The organism is Ruegeria sp. AA3 (assembly GCF_056542905.1).
This window is the reverse complement of the sequence record NZ_JBQGAQ010000013.1, coordinates 1-14720: the sequence shown is the minus strand read 5'-3', so window position 1 is coordinate 14720 and position 14720 is coordinate 1. Positions and strand designations below refer to the sequence as shown.

At 56.1% G+C, this 14720-nt stretch carries 18 protein-coding genes; 10 read left to right on the top strand and 8 right to left on the bottom strand.

All coding sequences use genetic code 11. The annotated features are described in order from the left end of the window. Positions 1-29 precede the first annotated feature (29 nt). On the bottom strand, positions 30-1895 hold the full coding sequence (locus tag ACR0JR_RS18680) for a ParB/RepB/Spo0J family partition protein (protein WP_480457390.1): 1866 nt from the start codon (positions 1893-1895) through the stop codon (positions 30-32). Positions 1896-2146: 251 nt separating this feature from the next. After that, positions 2147-2518, bottom strand: coding sequence for a DUF3768 domain-containing protein (locus ACR0JR_RS18675; RefSeq protein ID WP_480457389.1), 372 nt, complete (start codon positions 2516-2518; stop codon positions 2147-2149). Between the two features lie 622 nt (positions 2519-3140). On the opposite strand from ACR0JR_RS18675, the gene ACR0JR_RS18670 reads away from it, so the two are divergent. Together ACR0JR_RS18670 and ACR0JR_RS18665 are read left to right on the top strand one after the other, a co-directional pair. Further along, positions 3141-3302: a hypothetical protein gene (locus tag ACR0JR_RS18670; protein ID WP_480457388.1), complete on the top strand. Its 162-nt coding sequence runs from the start codon at positions 3141-3143 to the stop codon at positions 3300-3302. Positions 3303-3591: 289 nt separating this feature from the next. Next, positions 3592-3837 carry a hypothetical protein gene (locus tag ACR0JR_RS18665; RefSeq protein WP_480457386.1) on the top strand — a complete coding sequence of 82 codons (246 nt, stop codon included), beginning with the start codon at positions 3592-3594 and terminating at the stop codon, positions 3835-3837. Positions 3838-3889: 52 nt separating this feature from the next. Here ACR0JR_RS18665 and ACR0JR_RS18660 read toward each other — a convergent pair whose 3' ends face one another. Beyond that, positions 3890-4234: a WGR domain-containing protein gene (locus tag ACR0JR_RS18660; RefSeq protein WP_480457385.1), complete on the bottom strand. Its 345-nt coding sequence runs from the start codon at positions 4232-4234 to the stop codon at positions 3890-3892. A gap of 54 nt (positions 4235-4288) precedes the next feature. Here ACR0JR_RS18660 and ACR0JR_RS18655 point away from each other — a divergent pair, with 54 nt between their 5' ends. Further along, the gene (locus tag ACR0JR_RS18655) at positions 4289-4966 is read left to right on the top strand and encodes an ankyrin repeat domain-containing protein (protein ID WP_480457383.1); all 678 of its coding nucleotides are present in this window, start codon (positions 4289-4291) and stop codon (positions 4964-4966) included. A gap of 134 nt (positions 4967-5100) precedes the next feature. Here ACR0JR_RS18655 and ACR0JR_RS18650 read toward each other — a convergent pair whose 3' ends face one another. Then, positions 5101-5406 carry an ArsR/SmtB family transcription factor gene (locus ACR0JR_RS18650; protein ID WP_480457382.1) on the bottom strand — a complete coding sequence of 102 codons (306 nt, stop codon included), beginning with the start codon at positions 5404-5406 and terminating at the stop codon, positions 5101-5103. Between the two features lie 184 nt (positions 5407-5590). Here ACR0JR_RS18650 and ACR0JR_RS18645 point away from each other — a divergent pair, with 184 nt between their 5' ends. Together ACR0JR_RS18645 and ACR0JR_RS18640 are read left to right on the top strand one after the other, a co-directional pair. After that, the gene (locus ACR0JR_RS18645; protein ID WP_480457381.1) at positions 5591-5953 is read left to right on the top strand and encodes an EthD domain-containing protein; all 363 of its coding nucleotides are present in this window, start codon (positions 5591-5593) and stop codon (positions 5951-5953) included. Between the two features lie 30 nt (positions 5954-5983). Beyond that, entirely contained in the window at positions 5984-6193 is a 210-nt protein-coding gene (locus ACR0JR_RS18640) for a hypothetical protein (RefSeq protein WP_480457379.1), read from the top strand. A gap of 98 nt (positions 6194-6291) precedes the next feature. On the opposite strand, the gene ACR0JR_RS18635 is transcribed toward ACR0JR_RS18640, so the two are convergent. Next, positions 6292-7215 carry a LysR family transcriptional regulator gene (locus ACR0JR_RS18635; RefSeq protein ID WP_480457378.1) on the bottom strand — a complete coding sequence of 308 codons (924 nt, stop codon included), beginning with the start codon at positions 7213-7215 and terminating at the stop codon, positions 6292-6294. Positions 7216-7327: 112 nt separating this feature from the next. Between ACR0JR_RS18635 and ACR0JR_RS18630 the strand changes: the two genes are divergently transcribed. From ACR0JR_RS18630 to ACR0JR_RS18615, 4 genes are all read left to right on the top strand, one after another. Continuing rightward, positions 7328-8278, top strand: coding sequence for a glutathione S-transferase family protein (locus tag ACR0JR_RS18630; protein ID WP_480457377.1), 951 nt, complete (start codon positions 7328-7330; stop codon positions 8276-8278). Further along, entirely contained in the window at positions 8278-9267 is a 990-nt protein-coding gene (locus ACR0JR_RS18625) for a DMT family transporter (protein WP_480457375.1), read from the top strand. The genes ACR0JR_RS18630 and ACR0JR_RS18625 overlap by 1 nt, the downstream gene beginning before the upstream one ends. Beyond that, the gene (locus ACR0JR_RS18620) at positions 9251-9628 is read left to right on the top strand and encodes a nuclear transport factor 2 family protein (protein WP_480457374.1); all 378 of its coding nucleotides are present in this window, start codon (positions 9251-9253) and stop codon (positions 9626-9628) included. The genes ACR0JR_RS18625 and ACR0JR_RS18620 overlap by 17 nt, the downstream gene beginning before the upstream one ends. A 350-nt stretch (positions 9629-9978) precedes the next feature. Beyond that, positions 9979-10587 (top strand): LysE family translocator, encoded by a 609-nt coding sequence (locus tag ACR0JR_RS18615; protein ID WP_480457372.1) that lies wholly within the window; start codon positions 9979-9981, stop codon positions 10585-10587. Between the two features lie 244 nt (positions 10588-10831). On the opposite strand, the gene ACR0JR_RS18610 is transcribed toward ACR0JR_RS18615, so the two are convergent. The 3 genes from ACR0JR_RS18610 to ACR0JR_RS18600 all read right to left on the bottom strand — a co-directional run bounded on the left by ACR0JR_RS18610 (position 10832) and on the right by ACR0JR_RS18600 (position 12935). Next, positions 10832-11398, bottom strand: a complete 567-nt coding sequence (locus ACR0JR_RS18610) for a TetR/AcrR family transcriptional regulator (RefSeq protein WP_480457371.1) — start codon at positions 11396-11398, stop codon at positions 10832-10834. A 56-nt stretch (positions 11399-11454) separates the two neighbouring features. Then, complete coding sequence (locus ACR0JR_RS18605) at positions 11455-11991, bottom strand: dihydrofolate reductase family protein (protein ID WP_480457370.1); 537 nt, start codon at positions 11989-11991, stop codon at positions 11455-11457. 71 nt (positions 11992-12062) lie between these two features. Further along, complete coding sequence (locus tag ACR0JR_RS18600) at positions 12063-12935, bottom strand: LysR substrate-binding domain-containing protein (protein ID WP_480457369.1); 873 nt, start codon at positions 12933-12935, stop codon at positions 12063-12065. A gap of 107 nt (positions 12936-13042) precedes the next feature. On the opposite strand from ACR0JR_RS18600, the gene ACR0JR_RS18595 reads away from it, so the two are divergent. Continuing rightward, positions 13043-14605 carry a trimethylamine methyltransferase family protein gene (locus tag ACR0JR_RS18595; RefSeq protein ID WP_480457367.1) on the top strand — a complete coding sequence of 521 codons (1563 nt, stop codon included), beginning with the start codon at positions 13043-13045 and terminating at the stop codon, positions 14603-14605. The last annotated feature ends 115 nt before the right edge of the window (positions 14606-14720 follow it).

Genomic DNA, 14720 nt, shown 5'->3' with positions numbered 1-14720 from the left:
AGGGCGCTTGCGCGCCCTGCCTGCGGGTCTCAGACCATGCCCTCTGGCAACCATGTGGCGATCCGCTTCTCAACCCCCTTGCTCAGCTTCATCGCGGCGCAGGTCTCAGGCTCATTGAACAGCGCGTGCAGCTTTTTGCGCTTCTCGCCAACCTTGAGGCTTTCGAAGGTGTTGACCTGATAGTTGCCCGCCTTCAAACCCAGCACGGTTTTCCAGATTTCGTTGAGGTAAGGCCCGGCGATGCGGCCGAAGAAGTTGTCGAATGTCGGAGTCCAGACCGTGCGAATGTCAGTCTTTACCTCTTTGTCGATCAGGGTTTTCAGCGTCTTGTCGCCGCCGCTCAGCAGCGCCGCCAGATGCCGGATCAACTCAGCCTGCACGTGGTCGGCACCTTTCTTGCGGAACGCGCGGAACGCCTTCGCCAGATCACGGTCAAAGGCATCACCGTCCCATTCGGTTGGCGTCGTCAGGCGCTCATCCAATGCATAGCCCGCAGCTTCCGTTGTCGGCCAGTTCGGCACATCACTTGCGTTCAAACCGATGGGATTGCCGTATTTCGTGCCGCCCGACACCTGAAACGCCAGTAGCGCAAGGATCAGATCAGGATCGTTGACCGCTGCGTGTTGGCGCGCACCTGTGACTACGCGAGCCAGATCATCAACCAACGCCTGAGACATGCGCGGTTTGCTGGTTGCATCGGCGGCGTTGTCACTCTTTTTGTGCTGGGACGCTGTCAGCACACCGGCCTCTACTGCCGCTGCCTTGTCCTCTGGCTTCACCAGACCCTCAGTCACAGACAACTCACCAGAATTGGTGACATGGATGACAATACCGGCGCAGTCTTTTTGAACGTCGGAATAGGCCCCATGCAAGATGGATTGCAGCGCCTGCAACTCAGCCTCGCCAACAGCGTCCAGCACTTCGGCTTCTGCAAGCTCGGCCAGTTCGTCATAGCGCTCAGCCTGTTCCTCGGTCAGTTCGCCTTGTTCAGCATAGATGCGGGCGCATTTCATCTGGTCGATATCGTAACCGCCGAAATGGCTGTCATGGACAACCTCGGCCCATTTCCAACCCTGTTCCTGCCGGATCGTGCGCGTGGCGACCGTCAGCTTTTCACCAAAGCATTGATCAAGGATCGCTTCATCATCCAGAAGCGTCTTTTCGGCAAAGAGGTCGGCAGAGACACGACCACCAGCCTCCTTGTAAGCGTCCAGACCCACATATTTGGCCCGCCGATCTGTTGCACTGACGCTATCCGGTTTCAGCATGGTCTTGATCTGGTATTCGGACAGGTAGCCTTTCCGGGCCTGTTCCAGCACTTCGCTAATCAGGTCGGTATCGTCGCAGATGGTAAACGCAGCCGCTTCGCCAAGGTTGATTTCCTTGGCGTCCAGTGCGTCGATCACCTGTTCCGGCAGGTTGGCGAGTTTCAGGCGCTTGTAAACATGCGCCTCGGTTACAGCAAAAGCACGGGCAATTCCGGAGACTGGCGCACCGGCCTTGTCCATTTTGCCATAAGCGCGGATTTCTTCGGCGGGCGACAGGTTCTTGCGGGTGATGTTCTCCGCGTTGGCCCAAGCTTTAGCCGTTTCAACATCCGGCGCGATCATCACCAGCGGGTTCGCCAGTTCGGGGCGGATAGTGGCAAGGTCAGGGTGTTTCTCAGCCAGATATTGCAGCGCGCGCAGGCGGCGGCCACCGGCGACGATTTCAGCGCCGCCCTTGTCGTCGGCGAGACCGGCGATGCTCTGGATCAGGCCAACAGTCCAGATGGACTCGGCCAATTCGATAATCTCACCCTCTGTCACGCTCTGGCGCGGGTTCATCGGGGAAAGCGCCAGTGATGCCAGCGGAAAGCGGGCCTCGGTTGCGGTGATCTGTGTTTGCTTGGTCATAGGGGTAACCCTTTTCTGAAGATGAAGTTTCGTGGTATGGGTGCCCCAGCCCTGATGGGCTGAGGCGAGGCCGCTTAGGCGGCTCCGTGTTGTTTCAAGAAGGCGCGGGCAATCTTGCCGGAGAGGCCGCCCTTCTTGAGGTTCTTCCAAGCCAACTTGCGTTGACGCTCAATGGTGTATGGATTCATGAAATCGCCTCCTTTCTTGCGCGGGTTGCGCTTCCAGCCCAAATCCGTTGGGCCGGGCTGAACTCAGTAATCGCTGGGGAAAAGGATGGTCAGGACGCGGCGCGTCTTGCTCAAATCGGTGGGGGCCGGTGTCCCGTACTGATAGTTCTCGTCGTACAGATCGATTTTGAACCAGACCTTGCGACCCATGACTTCCATGACCCCCATCTCATGGGTGCCATGGGGATCGTTGTCCTCGGTGAAGTCGTCATAGCTGACGATCTGGACCAGACAGGCCGCGACAAATTCAGGCCCCATATTGTCGATGGCGGTTGTCTGAACGATGATCCCTTCCCCACCTTCGGGCAGGCGCTTGCGAAACGCGTCATTCTGCTGAGCGATGAGGGCATGATCGACCTGACCTGTTTCATTGGTCTGTTGTGCGGTTGCAGCCATAGTAGACCTCTCTTTCGTGGTGATGCGGTGGCCGATCTGCGCCTGACCTGTCCGCTCTCGGTTCCGTTTGCTCCAATGGGCCAAGGCAACGGCCCATTGGCTATGACATCGCCCCCCAACACCCCTTCCGCGTTTTTCCCCGGAAAGGAGGGGGGCCGATGGAAAAGATCCGTTTCTGATCGGAGGACTGGGGGTCAGGCTGAAATCGGGGAAATTTGGGAGGGACCCGCGCGGCCCGCGTGGGAGGAACCGGAATTTGTACGATTTCTGCTTGAGGCGCATGGAAAAGAGGAATGTGAGCCGCGCCCCTGGCGCGGGTCTCACTTTGCGCTTTCCCCCTGGACCGGATCAGATACGAGAGCTTTCGGCCCCCTGACGCCCGGGAAAACAAGCACAGCAGACCGCACACAGCGGGCTGCGATCAAAAGATGCTGAGTGTCAGGGTTGGGGTGAGCGCGCGCCAGCGCGTCGAGCCCCTGCCCTGTCTATTGATCCATGTGAGCCGCGCTCCCCGCGCGGAACTCCACCGATTTAACAATGACCAGTTCCAGTCGGCCTGGGTCAACGCACCCGCGAAAGGAATCGTCATCCGAATGGGCAGATCACCGGGGTATGGTCGACCATGACCCGAAGCCTCGGGAGTGGCTCGGATGAGACGCGCCAGAGGCTATTGGGGCAGGAAGATCAGGCTGCGGTGTTCTGGTTGAGCCCCGGCACCGCCGGGGTTCGACTAGAGCCCGGTCACGATGCCAAGGGCAGCGGGGTTCGCCCGATCACACCATGAAATGGGAGAGATCGAGCCTCCAATTCAGGACGCTATTTCGAGTTCGTCAGGTGTAGTGCCATTTTCGAGCGCCTGTTTGAAGCACTTTGGCCGTCGTCCCATGGCGAAGTTCCGGGGCGCTGGTGTCGCCGCGTCCAGTGATGGACAGTTCTTCCTGGCGGCGCGTCCCGCTTTCTCGCTACGAACAGAACGTCGGGCACCGATCTCCGCAGGCCCCCTCAAGTTAAGTTCCGCGATTGACCCCGGATTCTCAATCGTGCCTACTGCGACGATTGAGGAGAACTGATGCATGCAAGAACCAATAATTCGTGAACTGCTGGGCAGGATGCCTGCCCACCGTTTGCTGATTGAACGTTTGATTTACCGCCTTCGAGAAGTCGATGATTTCCAATCCATGGGACTGGAATCTGACTTGAGAAAGATCGAAGCGGATATTGAAGCATACGATTTGCCAGAGGGTATTTCAGAAGCCTGCCAGGACGAGTTGGAAAACCTCGGTGATCATGTCCATTCTGGCCGGGTGGCCAAAGAATAGATCTCTCAACTGGGTTGAGAGATAAAAGATCTACGATCGCTGGCGGTAGGTACTAACCACCGACCGGAACATACCCGCGACGGCGCTTTTGCTTTTCGAGGTTTTGGAGCGCTTCACCGGCCTGGGCTTCGTCATCATATGTCACCATCATGGCTTGCCCGTTTGTCCCAATACGTCCCCAGGTCCGAAGGACGGACACTTCCCCAAACAGCGTCGGCAGCAACTCAATTCCGTAGAACCGTGCCATGTTGACGTCCGGGTCCACATGGATCAGGTGGACAGGTGTGGTTGCCGTCAGTTCCATGACGCGATTGTCGGCGAACTCAGCCCGTCTGTCCAATGACATTGCGAAATCAATTCCCGGGAAAGGATTCTGATCCTGAATGGAAAATGACATCGAATGCATCCGCTACTACTATAGCTGACCAATATGTAGGTAATAGGATCGGCCATGTTTCGTTTTCTACTATTTGCCTTCGTGATGGGTCTTGCCGCCAGCGCAGGCACGGCGCAGACACCGCCTTCGGCTGATGAGGTCGCACAATACGACGGTCTCTTTGCAGCCGCTCACACCGGCAACGAAGAAATGATCCGGCAGCTCGTGGCGGCAGGGGCAAACGTCAACGCGCGGGACTCGCGGGGTCGCACACCAGCCCATGTGGCCGCGTTTGCTTCAGAGGACGAGGCATTGAGTACACTGGCTGAGGCAGGCGCCGACATGAACGCACTCGAAGATCAGGCCTACGACGTAGTCACGATTGCGGCCGTTGCAAATGATCCGGAATTGATGACACTCGCAATCGAATTGGGCAACGATCCAGGCCTAACGACCAGCCCTTTTGAAGGAACGGCTCTGATTGCGGCCGCGCATCTCGGTCATGTTGAGATTGTCAGACGGCTAATCGCTGCTGGCGCACCTCTGGATCATGTGAACAATCTGCACTGGACAGCAGTTATCGAAACCGTTGTGCTTGGCGATGGCAGCCCGGATCATCTTGCGGTTCTGGATGCGTTGTTGGCAGCGGATGCCGACCGATCGCTTGCCGATCGTAACGGAACTACGCCACTCGAACACGCCGAACTACGCGGATTTTCTGAGATGGCAGAACGGCTAAGAAAAGAGGATTGAGACCAAACCAGCAGACTAAAGCGGTGAATTTACGTGAATGGCGCCGATGGCAGCTTGGATACGACAGACCTCTGATCAAAGTGGTGTCGTGGCACAGTGGGGAAAAAGATGAGTATGTTATCCATTTTAACCTCTCACGCATCACCCACATCGTCACAAAACAGTTCATACAACACAGCAACGACCGCTGATACTCTATGATCGGCGATCCTGTAGTAAATGTTCTTCCCATCGCGTCTTGCATCAATCAACCCAGAAAGGCGCAGACGGGACAGTTGCTGCGAGGCAGCGGCCTGGCGCATGGAGAACATGTCCTGAATTTCACCAACAGATTTCTCACCGGTGAGAAGCAAGCACAATATCTGCAGACGACCATCATGCGCCATGGCCTTCAGAAAGTCGGTTGCTTCAAGGGCGTTTTCCCTGAGGTCTGCCTTCAATGGGCGCTCCAAAAACAATGTTAAATCTTGATATCACAATTTCTGTTAACAGTCCCCTCGCTGCGCGGATAGCGTAGCAATCTATCTTCATGCCTGCGTGTTGACTGGCCACTGCTGGCCATTGGACCTTTCAGAATTTCCGCTCATACTTAGAGCATCTGAGCATCAAAATGAGATATTCCCGATGATTAAACTGATCATGTGTTTGCGCCGCCGTTCGGACATTAGCCGTAAAGAATTCCAGGATTATTGGCTGAACAAGCACGGGCCATTTTTTCAAAAGAACGCGACGGTAATGCGCTCTAAGCGGTATGTACAAAGCCATACGATTGACAGCCCACTGAATGACGCGATGCGGGTGTCCAGAAACATGCAACCGGAATTTGACGGTGTGGCTGAGGTCTGGTTCTCTTCTGAAGAAGATCTGATGGAGGCGACGGGCACCGCCGAAATGCAAGAGCTAAGCACAGAGTTGCTGCAAGACGAGGCCAATTTTGTCGACCACACAAAGTCATGCGCATTTATTGTTCAAGAGCGGGAACTCTAGACCAGTCGCGTAAAGTCGTTCAGCCCATAAGTGGCATTCAGGCGCGCGAAGAATGGCGACGTAGTTGTCGATCATCACGGTCGGCGCGCGACAACTCTTCGGGGCGACAAGGCGGAATGGTTTCTGCAAGACTTGAATGGTCTGGATTTCGAGAGCCAGCAGCAGGAAATGGCCCGTGTCACCGGCAACTACAAACGAGGAAATGAACGCAAAGCGCGCAACCATCCCCGCAACCGGTAGGCTTTGGAATAAGATACTGACCCGGTACCTCGCCGTCGTGTTTGGTGTCGCTCAGGTATCCGGATTGGGCGGTGGTCCTTTGCAGCTCCCGATGCGCCTCAGCCTCCCAACCCCGCCTCGACATCCCAAAACGGCCTGCCCCTCCCGGTCCGTTCGGCAAGGAAATCCACAAAGGCGCACACTTTCATTGGCATATGACGGCGTTCGGGGAACACCGCATAAAGCGCCTGTTCCGGCAATGCGTATTCCGGCAAGACCCGGATCAGACGGCCAGCGGCTACATGGGAACCTGCCACAAATGTAGGCAGCCGCCCGATCCCAAGCCCGTCAAGCAAGGCAGTGCATAGCGTTTCACTGTTGTTTATGCGCAGGGTGCCTGTGGTGCGAGTCCGCACTTCCCCATGCGGACCTTGGAACACCCATTCCATAGGATCCCGTGAATAAGCGTAATGCAGGCAATTGTGCGCCAGCAGATCTTCGGGATGCTGGGGTGAACCCTGTCGCGAGAGATAGTTGGGCGCAGCAACCAAGACGCTATGGATCGGTGCCAGCCGACGCGCGATCAGGGCGGAGTCTGGCAAAGTACCGGCTCGGATGGCCATATCCAGCCCGGCATCTACCAGATCAACGACCCGGTCATCCATGGTCAGGTCCATCGTGATATCAGGATAGGCGGCCAGAAACTCGGTGAGGAGCGGCGCAATATGCAGCCGTCCGAAGGACATGGGCGCGCTTATCCTCAAATGCCCGACCGGTTGACCCTGCACGGCCGCAACCGCGTCTTCTGCTTCCTGTGCCGATCCAAGCGCCTGTATTGCATGCGTCAGGTAGATTTCCCCGGCTTCGGTCAACGAAATGCTACGTGTCGAGCGATGAAACAGCTGTGTACCAAGATGTGCTTCCAGTGTGCCAATCCGTTTGCTGACGGCTGATTTCGTGATCCCTAACCGCCGCGCTGCCGCGGCAAAGCCGCCGTTCTCGGCCACAGCGACAAATACCGGGATAGCGCTGATTTCGACCATGTCACCCTCACACTGTCAACTTTTTCTCATCCTTGAGTATCCCAAATAGCCAATTATCCCGCCTTGGGAAACACGTTAAGTCGTCCTCAACACATATTGGATGGAGGCGACCATGCCCAAAATGCTCATCAACGGGATCCTGCGCGACAAGCCAGCGCAATCTGATGGGCGCTTTCACCGACTGCCCAGCCCCTTTCGTGACTGGATCAGTTCAGACGCTGAGGCAGATTTTCCGGCGGCGTCTGGCCGTTACCACCTCTATATGTCCAGGGCTTGCCCATGGTGTCATGGCGTCGACCTGGTATTGGCGCTCAAGGAGCTGCGCAAGGTAATCAGTATCACCTGGATGGACCCGGTGATGTCCGAAAACGGATGGGTCATCGACCAATCCAGCTTTGACGAGACGGCCGGGGTGCCGCGGGACCGATACCTCTATCAAGTCTATCAGCGCGCCGCGCCAGCCCATACCGGCGCGATTACGGTCCCGCTACTGCTGGACAAGCACAGCGGTAAAATCGTAAGCACCGACTCCGCAGACATCATGCGGATGCTCAACACCGCATTCACGGGCGCGAGTGGTACGGACCTCTACCCGACAGAATTCGCCACCGAGATCGACCGGCTGGCGGATGTAATCCAGGCTCCCCTTCGCAATGGCGTCTATCGTGTTGGCTTTGCCACCACACAGGACGCCTATGACGAGGCGATCCATCAGCTCTATGCAACGCTGGACATTATCGACGCGCTGCTGAACACACGGCGTTTTCTGGCTGGCACAACGCTGACCGAAGTTGATCTGAAGCTCTTTCCGACGCTCCTGCGGTTCGATCCCGTCTATGTGACGCACTTCAAGATCGATCGGAATCGGATCACGGACTACCCCGCCCTTTCGCGCTACCTGACGGAGTTCGCTCAACTTCCTGGCGTGGTTGATACGATCGATATGAAGCATATTCGTGCGCATTACTTTCTCAGCCACCGTCACATTAACCCGAGTGGGATCATCCCGATCGGACCAGAACCGATCTACGTAACAACGGCACTGACAAAGGGGGCCGCGTGATGCCCCGCTTTGTCACACATCTTCCGCCCACAGCACTGATCATCATCATTGGTGCGCTGGTTGGGGTCAGTTTTACCTTGACCAAGTTTGTGGCGATTGCGGGCATCGCGCCACAACTGGCCTTGTTCTGGCAGCTCCTGATCGCAAGTCTGGTTCTGTTTGCAATTGTACTGATTTCCGGCAAGCGTCCCATGCTGCATCGCAGGTATCTGGCCTATTACCTTGGGGCTGGCATCCTTGGCATCAGCGGGCCTGCCCTGATTGGCTATACTGTGCTGGGATACGTATCCACCGGTTTCTATTCGGCGCTGGTCACGCTCTCACCGCTTTTCACATTTGCGATCACGGCTTTGGTCGAAAAGCGAATGTTGCCAACATATCGATTGATCGGGATTCTGATCGGGCTGGCTGGCATCAGTTTTGCCACTCATAGCGGCTTCGACCTGTCGGGTGTCGCGCCGCGCTGGATTGCTGTTGCGATGGTCGGCCCGCTGTTGCTCGCGATGGGCAATGTCTTTCGCAGCCGTGCCTACCCGCCGTGCGGTGATCCCATGGCACTGGCTACCGGAACACTTGGTTTGCAACTGCTGGTGATCGGTCTGCCAGTTCTTGTAAGTGGCCAGATCGCGCCCGGTTCCTCAGGTCCCGGCCCGATTGCTGCGATCATTGGAATCGGGTTGATCACTGCCCTCAGCTACGTGCTGACTTTCGAGGTACAGCGTCGCACGGATGGCGTCGGATTTGCCCAGGTCGGATACTTCGCCACCCTTTTTGGCATTGCCGTTGGGGCCTTGGTCTTTGGTGAGCCGATCCGCATCACATTAGTTGTGGCGCTCGCGGTGCTCTTTCTTGGATTGGCCATCACCAACGGGCACCTCCGCTTTGACCACTTCCGGCGTCTTTCTCTCAAAACGCAGGCTGGATCGCCGCTTTACGTCACAACACACAAAACATCTGTCATGGAGAACAAAGGTGCAGATCACCAATGAATACAGCTCACCGCACGTCGCACTGATTGCCGAGCTCTATACAGCCGTCGATGCAATGAACGCAGACGAAATTGTCGGATTTGTAACCGAAGACGTCACATTTCGGCTCGGGAATTTCGATCCTATTATCGGGTGCGAACCTGTCCGTCAGGCCAACGAAGCGTTCTTTCAAACCATCTCTGCCATGCACCACACCATCACCGGCATCTGGTCGAGCGGAGACACGGTGTTCTGTGACGGAACAGTTCATTACATACGCAAAGACAAAAGTGAGCATGAAGTCCCGTTTGCCACACGCCTTGGCCTGGAAGAGGGTAAAGTGGCTGATTACGTAGTCTACGTGGACATCTCAGGGCTCTAGCGGCGCCGATACGGATATGCGGCTTCGGGTTTCAGAAGCCGCCATTCGCGCAATACAGAATCTTGGTCGGCACGGCTCAAACCCCGCATTTCCTGCGCTTGGCGCATACGACAATTTTGGCTTTATCGAATGTCTACAACGCTTAGGCGACGGACAGTAATGCAATACTCTTTGGACCAGTGCGTCCACAACAGGTTGCACGCAACCGGTCATTCCAAAGAATGCCATTGGAGCGTTTTCAAACTGCCTCTTCGCTGCATCGTAATCGATGTAACGAGACTTGCAATTCAGCCGACCTTGACCCCTGAGCGCCTGGCGCAGAGAGTGTCCGAAAATCGGGAGCCCCATTCATGTCACTTGAATTTCTACTAACTTCATTGGTTGTGGTACTACTGCCTGGAACTGGGGTAATCTACACTCTGGCAATCGGCCTCGGTCGCGGATTTAAGGCGAGTGTCGCTGCTGCGGTTGGATGCACCATTGGAATTCTACCTGCAGCTGTAGCCAGTATCATTGGTTTGGCAGCGCTGCTTCATACCAGCGCAATGGCGTTTCAAGTAATTAAGTATCTTGGGGTCGCATATCTGTTTTTCATGGCTTGGCGAATTTTGAAAGATGACACCGCCATGGAAATGCCTGAAGATAAGAACCAAATCGGGTATCTGCGCATCGCGACAACAGGAACCTTGTTAAACGTTTTGAATCCCAAATTGTCCCTGTTCTTCTTGGCATTCCTTCCTCAGTTCATTTCCCCATCGGCGCCAAACGCAACAGCTTCGCTGATCTGGTTGGCGATCTTGTTCATGATGATGACCTTCATTGTATTTGTCGGTTATGGCGCGTTTGCCGCTCATGCACGTGAGTACGTAATACGCCGCCCCAGTGTTATGAAGTGGATCAAACGATGCTTTGCCGGGACATTCGGATTTTTAGGAGCCAAGCTCGCTATTACCAACTGAAGCATTCGGTCAATATGGGGTCGCTGTGGTCCTCGGATTGAGTGCGGCGTCACACCAATTTAAGCGCCTAGGACCGGCCCTAAGGCAGCATCCAACCAACTGAGATGCTGCGGTCGCCTTCTGCTTTCTAGAAATTCGCCGCAGGTGCAGAACATCTCCCACAGTGAATTCAACTAGCGAAGATTTTACCGAACCGGAAACACCCACCCACGAATACCGAAATCCTATTGCGTAGAAACTGATATCAACGTCTTTGAAGTTGTTCTTGCGCACCGCACGGGTGCGGATGTTCTTCATCTTGGATCGCCTCGTTCCTTCCGGCCGCCTGATCCAGAATCCAGTCAACGCCGCGCAGAAAGTCGTCGATTGTCAGGGGATTGTTTTCTCCGCTGGATGCCGAAAGCACGAAGCCATGAGCATAGTCTATCAGGAGGTGAACCAGCACATCTCCGCCATCGCTGTTCTTCAGTTGGTCCGTGCAGGCCTTCAATTCCACCGCAACACGGACAAGGTCCTCGCTCATGAGTGTCACGTCGTTGAGGATCGCGCGCAGAAGATTGGCGTTCTTCAACGCATACTCATAGTAGGTCGCCAGTATGCTACGGGCCTGTTTGTCCGGGGACGTCTCTTCAATGCCGTCCACGACCCCCTTGAATGCATCCTCCACCAGATCGGTCAAAAGCTGCTTCTTGTTGCCGACGTGATAGGTGACTGCCATCGGGCTAACGCCCAGCTGATCAGCAAGCACACGGAATGACAGCGCATCGACACCGCTTTTCTGAACGATTGGCAGCGCAGTTCTCAGGATCACTTGCTTTGACAGGTGTTGAGACGATTTTGTCGGTCGTCCAACGGGTGCGACCCTGGTCACAGCTTCACCTTATATTCGAGGTCCACAAGCCCGGACGGGAAGGGGGTCGATGACACCAGCTCCAGATCAATGTCCGTGTTATTGGAACCAAATATCCGAATGCCTTCGCCAAGAAGGATCGGCACAATGGATATTTTCATGTCCTCGATAAGCCCTGCCTGGATAAAGGACCGAATAACCGCGCCGCCATCGACATATGCCTGTTTCAAACCGCGCTTCTCCAACGAGTCCAACAGGGCTTTGGGCTCAAGTGTTGAAACCTCAACCTTGCCGCGCAGATCCTCCGGAATGTCTTCGTCAGTCATTGTGCGGCTCATCACGATGCAGGGGATGGAGTATGGCCACTCCCCGAATCCCACAACCGTGCGAAACGATCCCGACCCCATGACAATCACGTCCATCCGCCCCTGAAACGCGGCAAAGCCGTGATCTTCGTCTTGCGTCGCTTGCTTGTTCAGCCAGTCAAGCGCGTGGTCGGGTCTTGCAACAAATCCATCCAGGCTCATAGCCATCATGATATGTCCGGTTGTCATATCGGTGTCTCCGTGAATCGTATTTATACGCCGTATAAATATGGAGTCGATGATGTTCAAGCTGGACGTCATCAGGATTGGCTAATCAGCCAATCCGAGAAGGCGACCATGGCGTCTGTGCCAACAGAGCTAAGCGGTTGAACCAGAAAGTACCCGTAGTCGGGCAGTTCAATATCTGACAACCGGAACAGCAGTTGCGCCTCCAGGTCGACGGACACAAGGTCGTCCATCAAGGCAATCCCCTGCCCGTCGATGACAGCCTGCACGCGAACATTGGGGTCAGGGACGATCAACACATCTTGACGCGTCTGCTGGGGCAGACCTGCGGCAGTCAGCCAAGCGGACCAGGCGTTGCTGTCGTCCCGGTCTCTGAGCAATGTGAGCTGTGATATCGCAACGCCCATTCCCAACGCCTCAACCTTTTGCGCCACAGATGAGTTCCCGACGGGATAGGGCGGCAATGACATAAAGGGGGTCACCACGCCTTCTCCCCAATCTCCATTCCCCCACCTGATCGCCAGATCAACATGCTGCATTTCCTGCTCAGAAAACTGGATCATCGGCTGAATGCGCAGCTGCACATCCGGGTGGCGCTGCATAAAGGTCATCAGACGCGGGGACAGCCACCGCGCTGCGAAGTAGGTTGACACTCCAACAGTCAGGGATCGCGATACGCGCCCCTTCATCTCCTGAATATCAGCTTCGATTTCCTGATAACGGTTCTGGCAAGCCGCCAGCAACTTTAGTCCCTCATCCGTAAGCGTGACGCCGCGCGTCGTGCGGCGAAACAGGGCCATTCCCAAATCAGTCTCAAGCGTCTTTATCTGATAGCTGATCGCGCCTTTGGTCATGTTCAGGGCCGCGGCGGCGTCCGAGAAACTGGAATATCGGGCAATCTCGGCAAACAGCCGCAGAAGGTCATGGTGATGAAAGTGACGGTGCATACCCTCGTTGTATAAGAAATTTGAACGCTGAGACCAGAAAATTTCGATTTCCAATCACGCACCATTGCCCATTCTAAATCCGATACTGAAGAGCAGGAGTAACGCGTTTGGGTTCCTTGAACGCAACAACCGATACACCGCAACCGGCAGAGCGCCGCAGCCGCTCCCGTCGCGGTCGGTCGTCGTGTCGTGGCATGCTTGCGGCCAGCGCTCCGTTTACGACGCGGAAGATACCTGCATACGCGTTGCTGAACGACGCGGATTTGGCGCGGATCGAAGATCAGTCGGACTGGATCCTCAGCAAAATCGGGATCGATTTTCGAGGCGACCAAGCAGCGTTAGAATTGTTTGCCGAGTCAGGCGCTCACGTCGAAGGTGAGCGCGTTCGGTTCGACCCGGGGCATGCACGCGACCTTTGCGCTACGGCTCCGTCCGAGTTCAAATTGCATGGTCGGGAATCCGCCAGAACCGTGACCCTTGGCGGCGATAATATTGTTCTGATGCCGGGTTACGGATCTCCCTTTGTTAGCGATCTGAGCAATGGAAGGCGATACGCGACGCTCGAAGACTTCCGCAACTTTGTCAAACTCACATACAACTCCCCTGCCCTGCATCATTCCGGCGGCACGGTGGTCGAACCAACGGATGTGCCCGTGAACAAACGGCATCTGGACATGATGCTTACCCACCTCACCCTATCGACAAAACCCTTTATGGGGTCCGTCACCGCGCCAGAACGCGCGCAGGACAGCATCGACATGGCGCGGTTAGTCTTTGGGCGCGACTTTATGGAACGCAACGCGGTGATGCAGGCCAATATCAACGTCAACTCTCCGCTCGTGTTCGATGACACTATGTCCTCTGCGCTCCGCATCTACGCCAAAGCAAACCAGTGCGTGTGCGTCTCTCCGGCGATTTTCGCTGGGGCCATGGGGCCGCTCTCTCCTGCGGCAGTGGCGGCTCAAACGCTGGCCGAAGCCATGGTCGGTATCGCCCTGGCACAACTTGCCCGGCCCGGTTGCCCGGTTGTCATGGGGTCGTTTCATTCCAGCATGAACCTCCGCACGGGTGCGCTGACCTTTGGATCAGCAGAAGCGAACATGGTCACCATGGCGCTGGCACAACTGGGGTGCAGACTCGGCGTTCCGGTGCGTTCTGGCGGTGGTCAGATCACCGCGTCCAACGCCCCTGACGGTCAAGCGATGCAGGACAGTACGGGGGCCATGTGGTCCACCCTTCTGTCCGGCGCGCATCAGGTCTGGCATGCGGCGGGCTGGCTCGAAGGCGGGTTGGTCATGTCCTACGAGAAGTTCATCATGGACCTCGACCATTGCGGCGCGATGCTGAAACTTTTGCAGGGTTTTGACACTGGCGATGAAGCCTTTGGCCGCGATGCCTATCTCGAAACCGGCCCGGGCGAGAATTTCCTCTCCACCAGTCACACGCTGCGCCACTACAGATCGGCAAATTTTGAACCGCAAATCCCGGATGCCGGTCCTTTCGAGACCTGGACAGAGAACGGCGCGCTCACGTCAGACCAACGCGCTACGACGCGGTGGCGCCAGATGCTGGACGACTATCAACAGCCAGAAATGAGCCCCGGCACCCAAGCCGCGCTCGAAGACTTCGTGTCCGAACGCAAGGCAAGCATGTCGGACGAATGGTACTAGAAAGGAAGACCCATGACCGAAGAACTTAGCCGCACATCCGCCCTTGCATCGCGCCATACCGCGCTTGGCTCTGGGTTGGAGGACTGGAACGGCATGGGTACGGCCTGGACCTATA

Bases quoted from the DNA above. Each gene is read 5' to 3' on its own strand.
- ACR0JR_RS18645 (WP_480457381.1), top strand. From the start codon at position 5,591: ATGATTAAACTGATCATGTGTTTGCGCCGCCGTTCGGACATTAGCCGT.
- ACR0JR_RS18605 (WP_480457370.1), bottom strand. From the start codon at position 11,991: ATGACAACCGGACATATCATGATGGCTATGAGCCTGGATGGATTTGTT.
- ACR0JR_RS18615 (WP_480457372.1), top strand. From the start codon at position 9,979: ATGTCACTTGAATTTCTACTAACTTCATTGGTTGTGGTACTACTGCCT.
- ACR0JR_RS18670 (WP_480457388.1), top strand. From the start codon at position 3,141: ATGACCCGAAGCCTCGGGAGTGGCTCGGATGAGACGCGCCAGAGGCTA.
- ACR0JR_RS18635 (WP_480457378.1), bottom strand. From the start codon at position 7,215: ATGGTCGAAATCAGCGCTATCCCGGTATTTGTCGCTGTGGCCGAGAAC.
- ACR0JR_RS18665 (WP_480457386.1), top strand. From the start codon at position 3,592: ATGCAAGAACCAATAATTCGTGAACTGCTGGGCAGGATGCCTGCCCAC.
- ACR0JR_RS18675 (WP_480457389.1), bottom strand. From the start codon at position 2,518: ATGGCTGCAACCGCACAACAGACCAATGAAACAGGTCAGGTCGATCAT.
- ACR0JR_RS18625 (WP_480457375.1), top strand. From the start codon at position 8,278: ATGCCCCGCTTTGTCACACATCTTCCGCCCACAGCACTGATCATCATC.
- ACR0JR_RS18680 (WP_480457390.1), bottom strand. From the start codon at position 1,895: ATGACCAAGCAAACACAGATCACCGCAACCGAGGCCCGCTTTCCGCTG.
- ACR0JR_RS18660 (WP_480457385.1), bottom strand. From the start codon at position 4,234: ATGTCATTTTCCATTCAGGATCAGAATCCTTTCCCGGGAATTGATTTC.
- ACR0JR_RS18655 (WP_480457383.1), top strand. From the start codon at position 4,289: ATGTTTCGTTTTCTACTATTTGCCTTCGTGATGGGTCTTGCCGCCAGC.
- ACR0JR_RS18600 (WP_480457369.1), bottom strand. From the start codon at position 12,935: ATGCACCGTCACTTTCATCACCATGACCTTCTGCGGCTGTTTGCCGAG.
- ACR0JR_RS18630 (WP_480457377.1), top strand. From the start codon at position 7,328: ATGCCCAAAATGCTCATCAACGGGATCCTGCGCGACAAGCCAGCGCAA.